Source organism: Xanthomonas sp. WHRI 7064 (genome assembly GCF_040202355.2).
In the GTDB taxonomy this organism is placed as follows: Bacteria; Pseudomonadota; Gammaproteobacteria; order Xanthomonadales; family Xanthomonadaceae; genus Xanthomonas; species Xanthomonas arboricola.
This window is the reverse complement of sequence record NZ_CP167821.1, coordinates 4,583,786-4,604,500: the sequence shown is the minus strand read 5'-3', so window position 1 is coordinate 4,604,500 and position 20,715 is coordinate 4,583,786. Positions and strand designations below refer to the sequence as shown.

Sequence of the window (20,715 nt, the reverse complement as noted above, 5' to 3'; positions counted from 1 at the left end):
GAGCGGTGGCACGGGGGAGGCGCTAGCTTACCCGGTCCGGCTGAAATAATTAATTCACAGTAAGTTATTAAATTGGCGGCCTCTGCCACCGCCGGTCATCCCATGTCACGTTTGTGCACCCGTCCGTATCCCCGCCGCTGCCTGCTGGCCCTGTGCGTGAGTGCCAGCCTGGGCGCCCATGCCGCCGAGTCCGTGGTTGCCACGCCCGCCAGCGACACCGCCCCGGTGCAGCTGGATGCGGTGCGGGTCTCCGGCCAGCACCTGTCGATCCGCCAGGCGATCGGCGCCAAGCGCGAGGCGGCCGTGGTGTCCGACGGCGTGGCCGCCGACGATATCGGTTCGATCCCGGACTTCGGCCTGGGCGAGGCGCTGCAGCGGGTGCCGGGCGTGTCGATGGTGGTCAACAACGGCCGCGGCGAGGCGCAGTTCATGAGCCTGCGCGGCTTCAATCCCGACTACAACAACGTGCTGATCGATGGCGTGGCGCTACCGTCCACCGAGACCAGCCGGCGCGTGCAATCGCTGGACGTGATTCCCGCCTCGCTGGCGCAGCAGGTGGATATCTACAAGACCTTCAACGCCGACATGGACAGCAATGCCATCGGCGGCATCGCCGCGCTGCGCACGCGCAGTGCCTTCGATCACGACGGCCGCTTTGCCACGGTGCGCGCCAACCTGGCCGATTGGGAAAACCGCCGGCATCTGCAGGGCAGCACGCCGTCCGGGCAGGTGCAGGGCAGCTTCAGCGACACTTTCGGGCCGGACCAGCGCTTCGGTGTGGTGCTGTCGGCCGATTACTTCCGGCGCGATTCCTCCTCGCTCAATACCGCCATCGACAGCTACAGCTATTACGCCAATGGCGTGCGCCAGAACCTCACCCCCGGCCTGGACCCGGACGGCCTGGCGATCGCACCGGACCGCTTCCGCCCGCTCAGTTACGACAACCTGCGCCAGCGCCGCAGTGTCTTTGGCAAGCTGGAATACGACGACGGCCAGGACCTGAAACTGGCCTTCAGCGCCGGCACCTTCGAGCACAGCAACGACGAGCAGCGGCGCTCGCAATGGATCAACCGCGTCGGCAACGCCACGATCACCGATGGCGACCGTGGCCGCTATGCGCAGGGCAGCGCGCAGGTGGATGCCAACCGCTTCGATCAGACCCGCACACTGCGCTACGCGCAACTGGGCGGCAGCTTCCGGCTCAACCCGGAAGGCCACGTGGATGTCGTGCTCAACCGCGCCACCGGCAAGTATCAGCAGGACACCCGCGAGGATGTGTTCAGCGCCGCCGCTTCCGCGCGGCTGGGCTTTGCGTATGCGCTTAGCGATGCTGCGCGCCCGCGCATCGCCTTGAACGACCCGGGGTATTACGGCAATGCGGCCAACTACACGCAGCAGTATTTTCTGACCCGCGTGGAAAAGAGCAGCACCGACACGACAACATTCAAGCTGGACTACAGCCAGAACGCCGATGCCGATGCGCGCGGTTGGGGTATGCGGACCGGGCTGCAATATCGCGACCTGCAGCAGCGCTACAACCTCGATGAAGTGCGCCGCAATCCAGCCGGCCGCGTGAGTCTGGCGACGATCGGCACCGATGACGCACGCATCTGCCCGTATGCGGATTTCAGCTGCCTGTTGCTGGTCGACCCGGCCAGGGTCGCCGCCTTCGCTGCGGCCTCGCCAGGCGCCTATGTGCTGGCCAACACCAATGCACGCAACAGCGCGATCAGCGACTTTGGCATCGACGAGCGCAACGGCGCCGCCTATCTCATGGGCACCTGGCATGGCGAGCGCACGCTGGCCACGGTCGGCCTGCGCAACGAATACCTGCAGCGCGCCGTACGCAGCGCGCTGCCGCAGCCCTTGAACAGCACCAGCAACTACCTGCAGCAATCGGCCGACAGCGATCGCCGCTTCCTGCTGCCCTCGGCCAACGTTGCCTGGGACATCACCCCGGCGTTGAAACTGCGCATGGCCGGCAGCCGCACCATTGGCTTGCCCACCTATGCCGACATCGGCCAGAACAGTAGCCCGGTGGTGGATGTCACCGGCTTGACCATCAACCGCAGCATTGCCAATCCGCTGCTGCGCCCGCGCCGCGCGGACAATCTGGACCTGTCGCTGGAATGGTATCCGGACCGCGATTCGCAGCTGTCGCTGGCGCTGTTCCACAAGCGCATCGGCGATGAAATCGTGCGCCTGACCAGCACCGATACCCAGCGCGACCCCGGCGGCCTGGTCGGCAGCTACCAGGTCACCACCACCCAGGCGATCAACACCGGTGCTGCGCAGGTGCAGGGCATTGAATTGACCGCCATCGACACGCGCTTCGATTTCCTGCCCGGCGCCTGGTCCAACCTGGGCGCGATGTTCAATGCGACCCTGCTCGACCCGCGTACCGCCGACGTGCAGATGGCCGACGGCACGCGCCGCGCGTTGCCCGGCCTGATGGAATCGCCCAGGCGCAGCGCCAATGCCTCGCTGCTGTACGACATCGGCCGGTTCAGTGCGCGCGTCAGTGCCAACTACACCGGCCAGCAACTGCTGTCCGCTGCCACCGATAACCGCGTCAACGACCGCTATTACGATGCGATCACCAGTTACGACGCGCAGCTGGCGTGGAGTTTCAGCAAGCAACTGCGCCTGACCGTCCAGGGCCGCAATCTCAGCAATGCGCGGCTCACCCGCGTGATCGGCGCCGACCAGCAACTGCTGCGCGAGCAGCTCGACAACGGCCGTGCCTACTACCTGGGAGTGGACTATGCGTTCTGATCGCCGCGCCGCATCGGCGCTATTGCATGCAGTGCTTGCACTGCTGGCAACGCTGGCCGGCAGCGCCACCGCTGCCGATGCTGCAAGGCTGCCAACCGATGCGCCCCTCGTGCCGATGGAGACCCTGGTCAGCGGCGATTGCTGGGGCCAGTGGCCAGACGATGTGCTGGCCGCGGTGAGCCGCTGCAAACCGGCCGAACACAATCGCATCGCCTTGCAGGTGCCGGACGACGCCGATGGCCCGGCACGCGTCGGCGTCGATGCCAAGGCCTGCAGCGGCGCGCGCTGCGCCGGCCTGGTGCAGGTGTTGCAAGCCGCGCCGACCCAGCGGCTGCTGCTGCGCACGCCACCGGCACGCATCGACGCGGTGCTGGCCGCGCTGGATCAGGCCCATGCCCGCGCGCGCGTCAGCATCGAACCGTTGGTGCAGCCGGTACCGGCGCCCGGCGCGCCGATCACGCTGGCGCCGGGCATCCGCTACTGGCGGCAGGCCGTGCGTGGGCCACAATCGGTGATGCTGCACATCGCCGAAGTCGACCTTGCCACGCCCGGGCTGCAGCTGGTGGGCACGCGCGGCGAGCGCAGCGGCGGTGGCGAGTTCCTGGCCAACCCCACCACCGCGTTCGTACGCGACGGCGATCTGGCCCTGGCGATCAATGCCGATTACTTCCTACCGTTCGACGGCGGGCATCTGTTCGACAAGGCATTCGTGCCCGCCGCAGGGCAGGACGTCACTGCCGAAGGTCTGGCGATCGACGCCGGCCATCTCGATTCGGCCGCCACCACCAGCGATGCACGCGTCAACGCGGCGTTGTGCGTGAGCACGCGCAACGCGGTCGGCATCGTGCGCGGCAGTTGCCCGCCCGGCACCCGTCTGGGTGTGGGTGCCGGCCCGCTGCTGCTGCTCGACGGCAGGCGCCAGCCACGCGAGGCCAGCCGCGCCGAGTACTACGACGGCCCCGAGCCACGCAGCGCGCTGGGCCTGGATCGCGCGCGCAGGAAGCTGTGGATGGTGGTTGCCGATGGCCGCCAGCCCGGCTATAGCGCCGGCATCAGCCTGGACGCGCTGACCGCAGTGCTGCAGCAACTCGGCGCCACATCCGCCATCAACCTGGACGGCGGCGGCTCCAGCACCCTGGCCGCGCGCGTGGACGGCCGCGTGCGCGCGCTCAATCGCCCCATCCACACCGGCATCCCGGGGCGCGAGCGCCCGGTCGCCAACCAGCTCGGCGTGCGCATCGCCCCGCGTCCCTGAGCACACTCCGGCGGCGCGGTACCATTGGTGGTTTGAACCACGGTCCGCGCCACGCCATGAAGATTGCCTCCTGGAACGTCAACTCGCTCAACGTGCGCCTGCCGCACCTGCAACAGTGGCTGGGCACGTTCGCGCCCGACGTGGTCGGCATCCAGGAAACCAAGCTGGAAGACCACAAGTTTCCGGATGCGGCGCTGGCCGCTGCCGGCTATCGCAGCGTGTTCTGCGGGCAGAAGACCTACAACGGCGTGGCGATCCTGTCGCGCTCGCCGGCGCTGGACGTGCAGATGGGCATCCCCGGTTTCGACGACGTGCAGCAGCGCGTGATCGCCGCCACCGTCGATGGCGTGCGCATCGTCAACCTGTATGTGGTCAACGGCCAGGACGTGGGCACCGACAAGTACGCCTACAAGCTGCGCTGGCTGGCCGCGGTGCACGACTGGCTGGCGCAGGAACTGCACAAGTATCCGCAGCTGGTGGTGCTGGGCGACTTCAACATCGCCCCGGATGGGCGCGATGTGCACGATCCGGCAGTGTGGAACGAGCACCACATCCTCACCTCCACCGCCGAGCGCGCCGCGCTGGAACAACTGCTGGCGCTGGGCCTGCACGATGCGTTCCGCCTGCATCATGAGCAAGCCGAGCAGTTCAGCTGGTGGGATTACCGCCAGGCCGGATTCCGCCGCAATCTGGGCCTGCGCATCGATCTGACCCTGGTCTCGGAGGCCTTGCGCGCACGCGCGGTGGAAGCGGGCATCGACCGCGAACCGCGCACCTGGGAGCGCCCCAGCGACCACGCACCGGCCTGGGTGCGCCTGGCCGAGGCGGGCGCATGAGCGAGCGGCATCTGCGGCGTAGCACGCACAAGGTCGGTGAGGTCACCCTGGGGCCGGTGCATCGGCTGAGTTGCCACTGCGGCGCGGTGCAGATCGATCTGGATCTGCCGCACGGCCTGCTCGATCCGCGCCGTTGCGACTGCTCGATGTGCCGCCGCCGTGGTGCCATCGTCGCCTCGGTGACGCTGGATGGCCTGCACGTGCTGCAGGGCGAGGATGTGCTGCGGCTGTATCAGTTCAACACGCATGCGGCGGCGCATTACTTCTGCGGCGTGTGCGGCATCTACACGCATCACCGGCGGCGCTCCAATCCCAACGAGTACGGCTACAACGTCGGTTGCCTGGAAGGCGTCAATCCCTATGCGTTGAACATCGCCGTGCCGGTGGAAGATGGGGTGCACCATCCGTTGGATCGCGCTCCGGTCGATGGCTGAAACGACAACGCCCGGGCAAGCCCGGGCGTTGAATGTTCCATCAGTGGATGCGTGCTTAGCGCACGCGTCCACGGGTGAACAGATTGACGATTGCCAGCAGGATCACCGCACCCACCAGCGACCACACGAAGGTCCACATCGTGATGGCCTGATTGATACCGCCACCGAACAGGAACCCGGCAATCAGCGCGCCGACGATGCCGACCACGATATTGAGAATGATGCCTTGCTGCGCATCGCGACGCATGATGATGCTGGCCAGCCAACCCACGATGCCGCCGACGATCAACCAGATGATGATGCCCATGTTGCCGAACTCCTCATGCGATTGCACCGGAAGTAGTGCATGGGCGCCATTCAACGCAGGCCGGCGTGAAGTGACTGTCGAGCGCGGTCGCACGCGCATGCGACTGTTGTGCTTGGTGCACGCAGCGTGACAGCGCACGCAAGCTGGCACATCGGCCCGGTGCAGCTGTGGCTGCGTCCGCACCGGCATGGCGAGCGTGGCGAACCGCAGGCGCGCGAGTTGCTGGGCCAGGCCCTGGCACTGGAACCTGCCCAGGTGCCGCTGCGGCGTGACGAGCGCGGGCGGCCGTCGCTGCAGCCAGCCTTGCCCGACCGGGACACCGGCTGGAGCCATAGCGGCGACTACCTGCTGGTCGGCCTGGGGCAGGGCGTGCGGCTGGGCGTGGATCTGGAGCGCATCCGCGCGCGCCCGCGTTTGCTGGAAATCGCGCAGCGATTTTTTCATGCCGATGAAATCGCATTGCTGGCCGGACTGGAACCGGACGCGCAACAGGCGCTGTTTTTCCGCCTGTGGTGCGCCAAGGAAGCGCTGCTCAAGGCGTACGGGCATGGCCTGTCGTTTGGCCTGCATCGGCTCGCCTACGCAGTGGCGCCCGACGGCGCATTGCAGTTGCAGTGGTGCGACTCCGCGCTCGGCCAGGCCACGCAATGGCAGTTACACGAATGGTGGGCCGCACCGGACTGCCGCGCTGCGCTGGCGTTCTACCCGTTGCCGGCCGAATAGGTGCGGCGATCGCTTCATTGCGTGGTGCAGCGCAGATGTGCGCTGCGTCCTGGACCGGGGTGCAGCACGTGCCTGACATGGATGCTTGCGTTGCTGGCCCGACCGACGTCTCAGGCATGTTCCGGCCGCGTCGCAGCGTGCGGCAAAATCGGCTGACGGAACTGCGCCACCCCATCCAGATTGCGCAAGGTCACCGTCAGCACGCCGGTGCGTGCATCGATCTCCACTTCGCCAAAGAACTGAAATCCGGCCAGCGGCGAAAGGTTGGGTGCCGGCGGTGCTTTCTGGAAGATCACCGTCGGGCCAAAGGTGGCATCGAGTGCATTCGGGCCGAAGCTGCCGGCATTGAGCGGGCCGGCGACGAATTCCCAGAACGGTTCGAACTGCTGAAACGCCGCGCGATCCGGGTGGTAGTAATGCGCCGCGCAATAATGCACATCGGCGGTCAGCCACAGCGTGTTGCGAATGCGCGCTGTGCTGATGAAACGCAGCAGCGTGGCGATCTCCTGTTCGCGCCCACGCGGCACGCCCGGATCGCCATTGGCGATCGCCTCCCAGCGCGCGCGGCCTGCGGCGTCCTGCCCATCGGGCACCTGCAGGCCGATCGGCATGTCGGCGGCAATCACCTTCCACTGCGCACGTGAGCCGGCCAGTTCGCGCTGCAGCCAGGCCAGTTGCTGCGGGCCAAGAAAGGCCGCGTCCGCGCCCGGTTGCGGCTGCAGGTTGTCGCTGTTGGCACCGCGATAGCTGCGCATGTCCAGCACGAATACATCCAGCAGCGGGCCATAGCTGATCTTGCGGTAGATGCGCCCGTTGCCATCGGCATGCACACCGCGCATCGGCGCGTATTCCAGAAATGCCTGACGCGCACGACCGGCCAGCACCCCGATATCGCGCACCTGATAGCGCTCGTCCAGCTGCTTGCCGGGCGACCAGTTGTTGGTGGCTTCGTGGTCGTCCCATTGCCAGACCTGCGCCACCTCGGCATTGAAGCGGCGCACATGCTCATCGAGCAGGTTGTAGCGGTAGTTGCCGCGGAATTCGTCCAGCGTTTCGGCCACCTTGCTCTTGGCCGCGGTTGTGAGGTTGCGCCAGCGTTTGCCCTCTTCCACGATCAGCTCGGCCGGGATCGGGCCGTCGGCATAGATGGTGTCGCCGCTGTGCAGGAAGAAGTCTGGGTTGCGCTCGCGCATCGCGCTGTAGATGCGCATGCCGCCGATGTCCGGATTGATGCCGAAGCCCTGGCCGACGGTGTCACCACTCCAGACAAAGCGCACATCGCCACGCGCCTGCGGCGCACTGCGCAGATGGCCGTGCACCGGCGCGCTCAAGACGCCGCTGTCGGCATCTTCGAAGCGCACCCGGTAGAAGATGTCCTGATCGCGCGGCAATGCGCCCAGATCCACCCGCGCAGTGAAATCGTGCGCTGGCGAAGCCACCGGCCCATCCACGCGACGCGCCTGACGCAGGCTCGGGCGCGTATCCCATTCCACCCGCAGCCGCGCCGGCCGATCGCAGCGGCTCCACAGCAACGCCCGGCCATCCACGACATCGCCGCTCTGCACCCCATCGGTGATCAGCGGCCGCCCGGACGGCGCAGCCAGACTGCGCGCGGACCAACCGGCAGTGGCCGGCAACAACAGGCCGGCACCCAGCCCTTGCAATACGCGGCGGCGGGCGGGATCGGAGGCGGTCATGGCATCCTCGAACGTCTGGCAGCGGCGCCCAGATATAGCGCCGCCTTCTTACCGGCGCGTGTCCATTGCGCTGCACGACGCGCCCGGCCTGTGGGGATGGATGCAGTCACCGCGTTGCGCAGCACGCACCGCAAGCTCTGCGCGGCAAGGTCGTGGCAAGGCGGTTCACGCGTGCTGCGACAGTCGTGGAGATCGGCAAAGGCAAGTTGTGGTGGATGGTGAGCCTGCGCTGCGCCGCCACCCGCGGCAGCGCAGCGCAGGCTCACGCCTCCACCGCACCGGCCTTGCCGTCTTCGACCACAAAGCGCTTCAACGTCGAGACGGTTGCATCGCGGTCGCGGCGGTCGGAGATGCCTTGCAGGCGCGTGTCCATCCGGCCCGGTGTCAGCGTCACCGAGACATAGCCGCGGGTTTCGCCTTCGGCGTAGTGCACGTGCGGATTGAGCGCCATGGTCTGTTGCAGCTCGGCGTTGCTCTGGCCGTCGGAGGTGATCGAGGTGCCGACGAATTCGGTGGCCAGCGTCGGCGAGTCCGGGTTGGCCGGATCGGCCTTCAGATCGGTGACCCAGTACGAGTGGATGTCGCCGCCCCAGAACACCGGGTTGCGCAGTCGGGTCCTGGTAATTGCATCGAGCATGCGGGTGCGCGTGGCCGGGTAGCCGTCCCAGCCGTCGGTCCAGTGCCCGAGCACGCCGTCGCGGCCGTGCTGGTTCATCGGTGCCACCAATAGGTCCTGCGCGATCACGTTCCAGCGCGTGGCCGACTGTGCGAAGGCGCCATGCAGCCAGCGCTCCTGTTCCCAGCCGAGCATGCTGCGGCGTGGGTCGGTGCGTTCGTGGCAACTGTCATCCACCACATGCCCGCCGCGCCAGCCGTTGGGCTGCGGGCAGGGTTGTTCGCTGCGGTACTGGCGCCCGTCGAGCACGTAGAAGCGCGCCAGCTGGCCGTAGTCCAGCGAGCGGTAGATGCGCATGTCGGCGCCATGTGGGCGACTGCGCGCGCGCAGCGGGAAGTGTTCGTAGAAGGCACGGTAGGCGGCCGCGCGCCGGGCCAGGAACGTGTCGACCGCAATCGACGGGTCCTGCGACCAGCGGTTGGCGTAATCGTTCTGCACCTCGTGGTCGTCCCAGGTCGCCACGCAGGCGCTGCCGGCGTGCAGCGCCTGCAGATCGGGGTCGGTGCGGTACAGCGCATAGCGGTTGCGGTAGCCGGCCAGATCCAGGCACTCGCCGCTGCCGTGCGGGCGCACGATCTTCTGCGCTGCTTCGCCGTGGTTGCTGTATTCGTAGATGTAATCGCCGAGGAAGAACACCAGGTCCGGCTGTTCGGCGGCCAGGTGGCGGTAGGCGCTGAAATAGCCGAGCTCCCAGTGCGAGCAGGACACAAAGCCCAGCCGTGCGGCGTCCGGCAACTGGTGCGGCGCCGGCAAGGTGCGCGCGCTGCCGATAGGGCTGCGCGCGCCCAGCGCCTGGAAGCAGTACCAGTACGGGCGATCGGCGGCCAGGCCGGCGACCTCCACATGCACCGCATGGCCCCAGGCCGGGCTGGCGACGGTCTGGCCCTGGCGCACGATGCGGCGCATGCCCGGGTCGCTGGCCACCTGCCAGCGCACCTGTACCGGAGCGGTCAGTCCGCCGCGTCCATCCGGCTCCAGCGGGCGTGGCGCCAGCCGGGTCCAGATGACAAAGCCGTCGGCCAGCGGGTCGCCCGCGGCCACGCCCAGGGTGAACGGGTCCGGGCTGCCGCTGGCCCGCGCGAACGGGCTGAGCAGTCCGGCGGCCGCCAGCCCGGCGCCAGCGACGAGAAGACGGCGGCGGCCATGATCCACGGTGGCAGCTGCGTTGCCGGGGCCGGGCAGGGGCGAAGCGGACGACGGGTCAATCAAAGACATGGGCATACAGGCGATCTGGCGAACGCGACCATAGTGCGACGGGCGCATGTCCGTTCAATGGCAGCGGCAGTGGTGTCGCTGCTGGCGCAGGCTTGCCTGCGTCATCGGCTGCCGATGGCGGATACGGATACGGATATGCCACTGCGGCGGGTGACCCTGCCCACAGCGATGCCCATACGCCGGTGCAGCGGCGGCTGTCGTGGGAGGCAGCTCTTGCGGCATCGCAGGCCTGGACGTTGTGCTGGGCAAGTTCACGTACGTCGGCTTGCGGCCCACGCGCTCACGTGCCACGCGCCGCTACCATGCGCGGCACGCACGCACCTGCACGCCAGCCAGCTGCGATAATCGCGCCATGAACGATGCCGCACTTCCCCCCGATGTAGCCGCTGCGCTGGCCAATGGCCTGCAGGCCCAATCCCTGGATGCGGCCTTCGCCGCGCCGTTGTTGCGCTATCTGACGCTGCTGGTGCGTTGGAACAAGACCTACAACCTCACCGCCGTGCGCGACCCGCGCGAGATGGTCACCCGCCATCTACTCGATTCGCTGGCCATGCAGCCCTACATCGCCAGCGGCACCCTGGCCGATCTGGGTACCGGCCCCGGCCTGCCCGGCATCCCGCTGGCGATCACCCGCCCGCAGCTGCAGGTGACCCTGGTGGAAAGCAACGGCAAGAAGGCCCGCTTCATGCGCGAGGCGCTGCGCCAGCTGGCGCTGGGCAACGCGCGCGTAGCCGAATCGCGCGCCGAGGCGCTGGACGAGCCGGCCGCCTACGACCATCTCACCGCGCGGGCGCTGGATACGCTGGCCGGCATCATTGACGTCGGCGGCCACCTGCTGCGCCCGGGCGGCAGCCTGCTGGCGATGAAGGGCGTCTACCCGCACGACGAGATCGCCGCACTGCCCGCCGGCTGGACGGTGGGCGAGGTGCATCCGCTGCAGGTGCCCGGCCTGGACGGCGAACGGCATCTGGTGGTGGTGCGCAAGGCAGGCTGAAGCGGCCGGCCTGTCCGGTCGCGCGCATTCACTCTGCAACCCCCAATCCCCAATCCCCGCGCTGGGACTTCCGGCCCATGGCAGCTGCCGCCCGGGCTGCCATGATCGAACGTTCGATCCGAACGCAGGCCGCCCGCACGTGACATCTCCTCTCGCCGCCGCACTTTCGCTCGCCCTGCTGGGCGCAAGCTTCGCCGCCACCTCGGCGCAGGCCGCCGCACCGGCACCGCCAGCGCCTGCCACGCTGACCGCCGAGCGCCCCGCCGATGCGCGCTTCCGCGCCATCTACGAAAAAGAGTGGAGCTGGCGCCAGGCCGAGACCGGCCAGGCCGACGAAGACAGCGACACCACCGGCGACAACACCCATCTACCCGATGTCGGCCCGGCCGCGCAGCAGGCGCGCCTGGCGGTATGGGACGGCGTGCTCAAGCAGCTCGACGGCATCGACCCGAAACAGCTCTCGCCCGCCAATCAGGTCAACTACGCCATCTACCGCCCGCAGGTGGAAAACCTCGCCGCCGAGGTGCGCCTGCGCCTGTACGAGATGCCGTTCAATTCGGACAGCTCGTTCTGGTCCAATCTCGGCTTCATGGCGCAGCGGCCGATGAAGACCGCTGCCGAGTACCGCGCCTACATCGCGCGCCTCAACGACGTGCCGCGCTACTTCGACCAGCAGACCGCCAACATGCGCGCCGGCCTGGCGCGCGGGTTCAGCGTGCCGCGCGCGGTGCTGGATGGCCGCGACGTTTCCATCGCCACCGTGGCCGATGTCAAGGATCCCACCGCGTCCAGCTTCTACGCGCCGTTCAAGCAGCTGCCGGCGCAGATCCCCGCCGCCGAACAGGCACAGTTGCGCGAACAGGCCAAGGCCGCGCTGAGCAATGCAGTGCTGCCGGCCTACAGCAAGCTGCTGAGCTTTTTCCGCGACGAGTACATGCCCAAGGCGCGCACCACGCTGGCGGCCGAAGCGCTGCCCGACGGCAAGGCGTTCTATCGCCAGCAGATCCGCGAATACACCACGCTGGACCTGACCCCGGAGCAGATCCACAAGATCGGCCTGGACGAGGTGGCGCGCATCCAGGCGCAGATGAACGCGATCATCAAACAGGTCGGTTTCAAGGGTAGCTTCGCGCAGTTCCTGAGCTTCCTGCGCACCGACCCGCAGTTCTATGCCAAGACCCCGCAGGAACTGCTCGATCGCGCTGCGTGGATTTCCAAGCGGGTGGATGGGCAGGTCGGCAGGTTCATCGGCACGCTGCCGCGCGGGCGCTTCACCATCAAGCCGGTGCCGGACGATATTGCCCCGTTCTGGACCGCCGGCCGCGGCGGCGCCACCACCTACTGGGTCAATACCTACAATCTGCCGTCGCGGCCGTTGTACAACCTGCCGGCGCTGACCCTGCACGAGTCCTCGCCCGGGCATTCGCTGCAGGGCTCGCTGGCGCTGGAGCAGGGCGACCAGCCGGCGTTCCGCCGCGAAAACTACATCTCCGCCTACGGCGAAGGCTGGGCGCTGTACACCGAAAAGCTCGGCCAGGAGATGGGCATCTACGAGACCCCGTACGAGGAATTCGGCCGGCTCACCTACGAAATGTGGCGCGCCTGCCGGCTGGTGATCGACACCGGCGTGCACCACGACGGCTGGAGCCGCGAGCAGGCGCTGGCCTACCTGCGCGACCGCACCGCGCTGAGCGAGCACGAGGTCACCACCGAGGTGGACCGCTACATCTCCTGGCCCGGCCAGGCGCTGAGCTACAAGCTGGGCGAGATCAGCATCGTCAAGCTGCGTGCCGAGGCCGAACAGGAACTGGGCGACCGCTTCGACATCAAGGCCTTCCACGACGCGGTGCTGAAGCAGGGCTCGGTGACCTTGCCGGTGCTGGAGCAGCAGGTGCGCGCGTTTATCGCCGAAAGCAAGGCGCGCCCGGCAACGTCCAAGCCCAGCGCTGCCGCGCCCTGACCCAGGCGAACGGTCCGCTCCACGTAGGAGCGGACCCGGCCGCGACGCCGTCCCGACCCCGGCGCCGTCCTGGCTTGAATCATCAGGTGATCGCTGGCGACCGACGTTATGCGCGCTGTGCGCGAGAATCCGGCATCTTGGCGTGATGCCCTCGATCCGACCGGACGGCGTCGCGGCCAGGTCCGCTCCTACGACGCTGCGTGCCAGGCCGTGCATGCGATTGTGTAACTGCCCCGGCCCCGATACGCTGCGCCCATGCTGCTGCGTCGCGCCCGCCTGTTGCACCCCTTGCTGCGCCTGATGGCGCTGGCGGTGCTGGCCATGGGCGTGCTGGTCGCACCGGTGGCCTGCGCGCTGGGCGATGTGCATGCGCTGGCGCACGACCAGATGCACCTGGAAGACACCGCGCCGCACGGCCATGACGGCGCCGACGAAGGCGATGCCGGCGAGCGCGATGGGGCCGGCCTGATGCACGCCCTGATGCATAGCGGCTACTGCCACGGCCAGAATCCGGCCGTCTTGCCGGCGCTGGCATGGTTGCCGTTGTCCACGCACACGCAGGCCCAGCCCGTGGCCGTGCTCGCGTACTACCGCTCGCATCTGAGCGAGACCGGATTGCGTCCCCCGATCGCGGCCTGATGCATCGCCGGCGGCTGCCGGCCTGTCCATCGATCCCGATTCCGGAGACACCCTCATGTGGTTGCGACTGACGGCACTTGCCGTCTTCGCGGTCGTGCCGTGCGCCATGGCGCAGGACGTACCGCCCAAACCCGTGCTGACCCTGGACGACGCCATTGCGCGCGTCGCCCGGCAGCACCCCGACCTGCGCCTGGCCGATGGTCAGCGCGCGGTCCTCACCGCCGAAGCCGAGCGCGACGCGCTGCGTCCGCCGTTGCGCATCGGCGCTGAACTGGAAAACGTGTTCGGCAGCGGCCCGACCCGCGCGCTGGACCAGGCCGAACTCACCGTCACCCTGGCTGGCGTGCTGGAACGCGGCGGCAAGCTGGACGCGCGCCGCACCCTGGCCCAGGCACGTATCGACGCACTGGCGCCGCAGCGGGCGCTGGCGCGCCTGGACGTGCTGGCCGAAGTCGCCCGGCGCTATCTGGCCATCGGCATGGCCGCGCAGCGGCATGCGGCCGCGCTGGAAACCCTGGCCCAGCGCCAACTCACCGTCAGTGCCGCGCGCCAGCGGCTACAGGCCGGCGCATCGCCCGAATCGGTGCTGCTGACCGCCCAGGCCCTGCAGGCGCGCGCGGAGCTGGAGCGCGATCGCGCCCAGCAGGAACTGCTGGCCGCGCGCCGCCAGCTGGCGGTGTTGTGGGGGCAGCGCACGCCGGACTTCGGCGATGTGACCGGCGATCCATTGCAGCTGCCGGCGATTCCCGAATTCGAGGTGCTGGCGCAGCTGCTCGATGCCACCCCCGAACTGGCGCGCTTGAACGGTGAGCAGCGCGTGCGCGAGGCACGGGTGCGGCTGGCACGCAGCCAGGCGCGCCCGGACCTGGACTGGCAGGTGGGCGTGCGCCGGCTCGAAGCCAACGACGCCACCGCACTGCTCGGCAGCGTTTCGCTGGCGCTGGGCAGCGCCGCGCGTGCGCAACCGGAGATCCGCGCCGCCGAAGCGGAGCTGTCGTTGCTGGAGATCGAACGCCAATCGCAGGCACTGACGCTCTACACCACGCTGGCCGACGCGCATGGCCGCTACCGCGCCGCGCAGCTGGAAGTGGCGCGCATGCGCAGCGATGTGCTGCCCGCACTTGCGCGCGCCGATGCCGCCGCCGAGCGCGCGTACCGCGCCGGCGCCACCAGTTATCTGGACTGGGCGCAGCTGCAGGCACAGCGCAGCGATGCACGCCAGCAGCAACTGGCCGCCGCATTGGAAGCGCAGACCGCATTGATCGAAATCCAGCGCCTGACCGGGCAGCCGTTCGTGGCCGACAGCACTGCGCAGGTGGGGCCATGAGCGCTACCTCCGCTGCGCATTTTCGCCCTGCCTGCCTGCATCCGCCTGGAGCCGCTGCGTCGGTATCGGCCTCGGCGCTTGCAACCGCATCGGCATCCAGCAGTCGCCAAGCGCTGCTCGCGCCTACCGCGCGTACTGCGCATCCAAGGCATCCGGCGCACACCTTCTTCGTTCGTTCGCCCGACGCACAGCGTCGGCGCCAACCAGGATTTTCTTCGATGACACGTTTTCTGATCGCGCCGCTGTTGCTGGCGCTGCTGCTGGGTGGCTGCGGCCGCAACGGCGAACAATCGCATGACCACGCAACGCCCGGTGCCGAAGGTGAAGCCGACGCACATGGCGAGGAAGCCGAAAAAGGCGCGCACGGCGGGCGCCTGCTCGAACAGGGCGGCGACAGCGTGGAGCTGGCGATTGCCGAAGACGGCACGCCACCCACGTATCAAGCCTGGCTGTATCGCGACGGCAAGCCCTTGCCGCCCGGAGCCGGCAGTGTCGAAGTGCGTTTGACCCGGCTTGGCGGCGTCAACGAAGTGCATCGCTTGCGCGCACGCGACGATGGCAGCCTGTTGGCCGACAGCACGGTCGGCGAGCCGCATTCGTTCGATGTGGAAGTACGCGCCACCGTGCAGGGCAGGTCGCATCGCTGGGCCTATCCCAGCTATGAAGGGCGCACCACCATCGCGGCGAAAATCGCGCAGGACGCCGGCATCCGGGTCGCGCCGGTCGGCCCCGGCAGCATCGCCGACCAGCACGAAGTACAAGGCCTGTTGACGCCGGCAGAAGGTGCGCAGGCGCAGGCCACCGCCCGCTTCCCCGGGCCGGTGCGCAGCCTGCGCGTCAATGTCGGCGACCAGGTGCGCGCCGGCCAGGTGCTGGCCACGGTGGAGAGCAATCTGAGCCTGACCACGTATTCGGTCAGCGCGCCGATCAGCGGCACCGTGCTCGCCCGCAACGCCAGCCTGGGCAGCAACGCCAGCGAAGGCCAGGCGTTGTTCGAGATTGCCGACCTGTCGAGCCTGTGGGTGGATCTGCACATCTTCGGTGCCGATGCCGGGCACATCACCGCCGGCGCACCGGTGACGGTGACCCGCATCAGCGATGGCGTGGTGGCGCAGACCACATTGGAGCGCGTGTTGCCGGGCACGGCCACCGCGAGTCAGAGCACGGTGGCGCGCGCGGTGTTGCGCAACAGCGATGGCTTATGGCGGCCGGGCTCGGCGGTGAAGGCACGGGTGACGGTGGCGCAGCAGCCGGCGGCGATGGTGGTGCCGGTGGGGGCCTTGCAGCAGTTTCGCGACTGGGAGGTGGTGTTCGTGCGGGTGGGAGATGTGTACGAGGTGCGGCCGGTGACACTGGGCGCGCGCGATGCACAGCAGGTGCAGGTGGTGTCGGGTCTGACCGCGGGTGACGCGGTGGTGGTGGAGCAGAGTTATCTGGTGAAGGCCGATATCGAGAAGTCGGGGGCATCGCATGATCATTGATCGCTGCGCTTCCGGTTTGCGTCTGCCTCGACCGCAAGTGCGTGCTTGCGAACAGCTCGTCAATCCTTCGATGAAACGTTTTTTACGTCGTCCACGCACTCACGGCGCAGGCGATCACACCAGCAACAGCGTGAGAATCTGCGCTGCGAAGGTCGGATGTGTCGGGGGCGATCGCGATAGCGGCAAGGGTCCGGATCCTGGCTGCAGTGCCGCCGGCCGACGGCAGCCCGCTGCGATTGCGCCGGCGTCGTGCGTGCGTACTTACGCACTGATCGGTGTGGCTGCGCACGCCGTTGCGCCGAGCGTGCGCGGAGGTGCGCGTCATGCTCACTAACATCATTCGGTTCGCGATCGCGCAGCGGTGGTTGATGCTGGCGTTGACGGCGGTGTTGATTGCGATCGGGGCGTGGAGTTTTTCGCGCCTGCCGATCGATGCCACCCCGGACATCACCAATGTGCAGGTGCAGGTCAATACGGCCGCGCCGGGGTACTCGCCGTTGGAGTCGGAGCAGCGGGTGACGTTTCCGCTGGAGACGGTGCTGGCGGGCTTGCCGGGGCTGGAGTCCACGCGTTCGTTGTCGCGCTACGGCTTGTCGCAGGTGACGGCAGTCTTTGCCGATGGCACGGACCTGTATTTTGCGCGGCAGCAGGTGGCCGAGCGGCTGCAGCAGGTCAAGTCGCAACTGCCAGCCGAGTTGGAGCCGCAGCTGGGGCCGATCGCGACCGGGCTGGGCGAGATCTTCATGTACACGGTCGAAGCCAAAGCGAATGCGCGCAAGCCCGATGGCAGTGCGTGGACGGCCACCGATCTACGCACCCTGCAGGACTGGGTGGTGCGCCCGCAGTTGCGCAATGTGCCCGGCGTCACCGAGGTCAATACCATCGGCGGCTATGCGCGGCAGATCCATATCACCCCGGATCCGGCACGCCTGGTCGCCCTGGGTTTCACGCTGGACGATGTGGCGCGCGCGGTGGAGACGAACAACCGCAACATCGGTGCCGGCTATATCGAACGCAACGGCCAGCAGTTCCTGGTGCGGGTACCGGGGCAGGTGGACGATATCGCGCAGATCGGGGCGATCGTGCTGGATCGGCGCCAAGGCGTGCCGATCCGGGTGCGCGATGTGGCGCAGGTCGGCGAGGGGCGCGAGTTGCGTACCGGTGCGGCCACCCAGGACGGCACCGAGGTGGTGCTCGGCACGGTGTTCATGCTGGTCGGCGCCAATAGCCGCACCGTGGCGCAGGCCGCCGCGCAGCGGCTGGAAGTGGCCAATGCCAGCTTGCCGGCCGGCGTGCAGGCGGTGCCGGTCTACGACCGCACCGCGCTGGTGGACCGCACCATCGTCACCGTCGCCAAGAACCTGATCGAAGGCGCGTTGCTGGTGATCGTGGTGCTGTTCCTGCTGCTGGGCAATGTGCGCGCGGCCCTGATCACCGCGGCGGTGATTCCGCTGGCGATGTTGTTCACCCTCACCGGCATGGTGCGCGGTGGCGTGTCCGGCAACTTGATGAGTCTGGGTGCGCTGGATTTCGGCTTGATCGTCGATGGCGCGGTGATCATCGTGGAGAACTGCCTGCGCCGCTTCGGCCAGGCGCAATTGCGCCTGGGTCGGGTGCTCAAGCGCGACGAGCGTTTCGAACTGACCGCCGAAGCCACGGCAGAGGTGATCCGGCCCAGCCTGTTCGGTCTGGGCATCATCACGGCGGTGTATCTGCCGGTATTCGCACTCACCGGCATCGAAGGCAAGATGTTCCATCCGATGGCGATCACCGTGGTGCTGGCGCTGAGCGGTGCAATGTTGCTGTCGCTCACTTTTGTCCCCGCAGCGATCGCCTTGTTGCTCGGCGGCAAGGTCGCCGAGCACGAGAACCGCGCGATGCGCTGGGCGCGCGGCGTGTATGCGCCCTTGCTGGATCGCGCGCTGCGTCACGGCCGCTGGGTCGGTCTCGGTGCGGTGGTGGCGGTGGCGCTGTGCGCGGTATTGGCCACGCGCCTGGGCAGCGAATTCATCCCGAACCTGGACGAGGGCGACATCGCGCTGCACGCCTTGCGCATTCCCGGCACCAGCCTGGAACAGGCCATCACCATGCAGTCCACGCTGGAAAAACGCATCAAGCAGTTTCCGGAGGTGGCGCATGTGTTCGGCAAGCTCGGCACCGCCGAAGTGGCGACCGATCCGATGCCGCCGTCGGTGGCCGATACGTTCTTGATCATGCATCCGCGCGCGCGGTGGCCGGACCCGCGCAAACCCAAGGCGCAACTGGTGGCCGAGATCGAGGAAGCGGTGAAGCAGCTGCCCGGCAACAACTACGAGTTCACCCAGCCGATCCAGATGCGCATGAACGAGCTGATTTCCGGCGTGCGTGCGGATGTGGCGATCAAGGTCTACGGCGATGACCTGGACACGCTGGTCAAGCTGGGGCAGCGCGTGCAGGAAGTCGCCAGCACGGTGCCGGGTGCGGCCGACGTGAGCCTGGAGCAGGCTACCGGCTTGCCGATGCTGGCGGTGGTGCCCGATCGCGTCGCACTGGCCGGGTACGGCCTCAATCCCGGCGTGGTGCAGGACACGGTGTCGGCGGCGGTGGGTGGGCAGGCGGCCGGGCAGTTGTTCGAAGGCGACCGCCGGTTCGACATCGTGGTGCGCCTGCCCGAAGGCCTGCGTCAGGACCCGACGGCGTTGGCCGATCTGCCGATCCCGCTGCGTGGCGATGGCGAGCGCGCCGATGTCGACGAGTCCAGTCGCGCGGCCGGTTGGCGCAGCGGCGAACCGACCACGGTGCCGCTGCGTGAGGTCGCGAAGGTACAAACCGTGCTCGGGCCCAACCAGATCAATCGCGAAGACGGCAAGCGCCGCATCGTGATCACCGCCAATGTGCGCGACCGCGACCTGGGCGGGTTCGTCGCCGAGGTGCAGCAGCGTGTGCAGGCCGAGGTCGTGCTGCCCACCGGTTACTGGATCGGCTACGGCGGCACCTTCGAGCAACTGATCTCCGCCGGCCAGCGCCTGGCCTGGGTTGTGCCGGGCACCTTGCTGCTGATCTTCGCGCTGCTGTACTGGTCGTTCGGTTCGCTGCGCGATGCGCTGGTGGTGTTCAGCGGCGTGCCGCTGGCGCTGACCGGCGGCGTGGTGGCGCTGGCGCTGCGCGGCCTGGCGTTGTCGATCTCCGCCGGTGTCGGCTTTATCGCGCTGTCAGGCGTGGCGGTGCTCAACGGCCTGGTGATGATCGCCTTCGTGCACAGCTTGCGGGCCGGGGGCATGTCGCTGGAGCAGGCCTTGCGCGAAGGCGCGCTGAGCCGCCTGCGCCCGGTGTTGATGACGGCGCTGGTGGCCGCACTGGGCTTTGTGCCGATGGCTTTCAATGTCGGCGCCGGAGCCGAGGTGCAGCGCCCGCTGGCCACGGTGGTGATCGGCGGCATCGTCTCGTCCACCTTGCTGACCCTGCTGGTGCTGCCGGTGCTGTACCGCTGGCTGCACCGCGAGCGGGCGGGGAGTGCGGGCTAAGTGCTTGCGGCACATAGGAAAGCCGTGCATAATGCGCGGCTCGCTGTGCCCGGATCGCTCCGGATGGCGGCACCCAGCGCAATGGGGTTGCCGGCTTGTTCCCAGCGTAAGTTCTTGATTCCCAACGTTGCGTGGCAGCTTGACGCTGTCGGGGCCGCCGCTCCCCAGGCTATGGGTGGCAATTCATTTATCGAGGTGCGTAATGTCCCGCGTATGCCAAGTGTCCGGCAAGCGTGTGCAGACGGGTAACAACGTCTCCCACGCAAACAACAGAACCCGTCGTCGCTTCCTGCCCAACCTGCACGAGCGCCGCTTCTGGGTCGCCAGCGAGAACCGTTGGGTGAAGCTCCGTGTCTCCGCGCATGCATTGCGCACCATCGACAAGAACGGGATTGATGCCGTTCTGAAAGAGCTGCGTGCGCGCGGCGAAAAGGTCTGAGGAGTAAGCAGTCATGGCAAAAGGCAAGCGTGACAAGATTCGTATGATTTCCTCGGCCGCTACCGGCCACTTCTACACCACGGACAAGAACAAGAAGAACACTCCGGGGAAGATGGAAATGATGAAATACGACCCGGTCGTGCGTAAGCACGTGATGTACAAGGAAGGCAAGATCAAGTAATCCACCGATTACCCGATCTGCATCCAGGCAAACACCCGCCGCAAGGCGGGTGTTTGCGTTTGTGGAGTGTTGTGGGGGTGATCGTAACAATGGTCGGCGTGCACTTCCCTCTCCCTCCGGGAGAGGGGTTGGGGTGAGGGTACGGGGCGAAGCCACTCGCAAGCGAGACGTCGTTTTTCCGATTGCACGCACCGTCAGTCGCTGGCAGTTCGAGGCGAAGCAGCCGGCGTTTCACTTCTGAAGGCGCGTGGCGACGCGTTTGACATCGCAGAC

16 protein-coding genes are annotated in these 20,715 nt (G+C 67.7%); 13 read left to right on the top strand and 3 right to left on the bottom strand.

All coding sequences use genetic code 11. The annotated features are described in order from the left end of the window. Positions 1-102: 102 nt before the first annotated feature. From ABQY74_RS19620 to ABQY74_RS19605, 4 genes are read left to right on the top strand one after another with little or no spacing between them, the layout of a single operon-like run. Positions 103-2,775 carry a TonB-dependent receptor gene (locus tag ABQY74_RS19620; RefSeq protein ID WP_349794517.1) on the top strand — a complete coding sequence of 891 codons (2,673 nt, stop codon included), beginning with the start codon at positions 103-105 and terminating at the stop codon, positions 2,773-2,775. Then, positions 2,765-4,030 carry a phosphodiester glycosidase family protein gene (locus ABQY74_RS19615; RefSeq protein ID WP_349794515.1) on the top strand — a complete coding sequence of 422 codons (1,266 nt, stop codon included), beginning with the start codon at positions 2,765-2,767 and terminating at the stop codon, positions 4,028-4,030. The genes ABQY74_RS19620 and ABQY74_RS19615 overlap by 11 nt, the downstream gene beginning before the upstream one ends. A 56-nt stretch (positions 4,031-4,086) precedes the next feature. Beyond that, positions 4,087-4,866 (top strand): exodeoxyribonuclease III, encoded by a 780-nt coding sequence (gene xth / locus ABQY74_RS19610; protein WP_349794513.1) that lies wholly within the window; start codon positions 4,087-4,089, stop codon positions 4,864-4,866. Then, positions 4,863-5,300 carry a GFA family protein gene (locus ABQY74_RS19605; protein WP_016901809.1) on the top strand — a complete coding sequence of 146 codons (438 nt, stop codon included), beginning with the start codon at positions 4,863-4,865 and terminating at the stop codon, positions 5,298-5,300. The genes xth and ABQY74_RS19605 overlap by 4 nt, the downstream gene beginning before the upstream one ends. 55 nt (positions 5,301-5,355) lie before the next feature. Here the strand turns inward: ABQY74_RS19605 and ABQY74_RS19600 are convergent, their stop codons facing one another. Beyond that, entirely contained in the window at positions 5,356-5,607 is a 252-nt protein-coding gene (locus ABQY74_RS19600; RefSeq protein ID WP_349794510.1) for a GlsB/YeaQ/YmgE family stress response membrane protein, read from the bottom strand. A 126-nt stretch (positions 5,608-5,733) separates the two neighbouring features. On the opposite strand from ABQY74_RS19600, the gene ABQY74_RS19595 reads away from it, so the two are divergent. After that, a complete protein-coding gene (locus ABQY74_RS19595; RefSeq protein WP_349794508.1) occupies positions 5,734-6,330 on the top strand; it encodes a 4'-phosphopantetheinyl transferase superfamily protein in 597 nt (198 codons plus the stop codon). 110 nt (positions 6,331-6,440) lie between these two features. Here ABQY74_RS19595 and ABQY74_RS19590 read toward each other — a convergent pair whose 3' ends face one another. Continuing rightward, positions 6,441-8,027 (bottom strand): alkaline phosphatase D family protein, encoded by a 1,587-nt coding sequence (locus ABQY74_RS19590; RefSeq protein ID WP_349794506.1) that lies wholly within the window; start codon positions 8,025-8,027, stop codon positions 6,441-6,443. 262 nt (positions 8,028-8,289) lie between these two features. Next, the gene (locus ABQY74_RS19585) at positions 8,290-9,918 is read right to left on the bottom strand and encodes an alkaline phosphatase D family protein (protein ID WP_349794504.1); all 1,629 of its coding nucleotides are present in this window, start codon (positions 9,916-9,918) and stop codon (positions 8,290-8,292) included. Between the two features lie 352 nt (positions 9,919-10,270). On the opposite strand from ABQY74_RS19585, the gene rsmG reads away from it, so the two are divergent. From rsmG to rpmG, 8 genes are all read left to right on the top strand, one after another. Next, positions 10,271-10,912: a 16S rRNA (guanine(527)-N(7))-methyltransferase RsmG gene (gene rsmG, locus ABQY74_RS19580; protein ID WP_016901826.1), complete on the top strand. Its 642-nt coding sequence runs from the start codon at positions 10,271-10,273 to the stop codon at positions 10,910-10,912. A 139-nt stretch (positions 10,913-11,051) separates the two neighbouring features. Beyond that, positions 11,052-12,872 (top strand): DUF885 family protein, encoded by a 1,821-nt coding sequence (locus ABQY74_RS19575; protein WP_349794502.1) that lies wholly within the window; start codon positions 11,052-11,054, stop codon positions 12,870-12,872. Positions 12,873-13,127: 255 nt separating this feature from the next. Beyond that, complete coding sequence (locus ABQY74_RS19570) at positions 13,128-13,511, top strand: hypothetical protein (RefSeq protein ID WP_016902720.1); 384 nt, start codon at positions 13,128-13,130, stop codon at positions 13,509-13,511. A gap of 55 nt (positions 13,512-13,566) precedes the next feature. Next, positions 13,567-14,838, top strand: coding sequence for a TolC family protein (locus tag ABQY74_RS19565; RefSeq protein WP_349794500.1), 1,272 nt, complete (start codon positions 13,567-13,569; stop codon positions 14,836-14,838). 218 nt (positions 14,839-15,056) lie between these two features. After that, a complete protein-coding gene (locus ABQY74_RS19560) occupies positions 15,057-16,319 on the top strand; it encodes an efflux RND transporter periplasmic adaptor subunit (RefSeq protein ID WP_349794497.1) in 1,263 nt (420 codons plus the stop codon). A 323-nt stretch (positions 16,320-16,642) separates the two neighbouring features. Beyond that, on the top strand, positions 16,643-19,822 hold the full coding sequence (locus ABQY74_RS19555) for a CusA/CzcA family heavy metal efflux RND transporter (protein ID WP_349794494.1): 3,180 nt from the start codon (positions 16,643-16,645) through the stop codon (positions 19,820-19,822). A gap of 202 nt (positions 19,823-20,024) precedes the next feature. Next, entirely contained in the window at positions 20,025-20,261 is a 237-nt protein-coding gene (gene rpmB / locus ABQY74_RS19550) for a 50S ribosomal protein L28 (RefSeq protein WP_002809459.1), read from the top strand. A gap of 13 nt (positions 20,262-20,274) precedes the next feature. Then, positions 20,275-20,442, top strand: a complete 168-nt coding sequence (gene rpmG, locus ABQY74_RS19545; RefSeq protein WP_002809462.1) for a 50S ribosomal protein L33 — start codon at positions 20,275-20,277, stop codon at positions 20,440-20,442. Positions 20,443-20,715 lie beyond the last annotated feature (273 nt).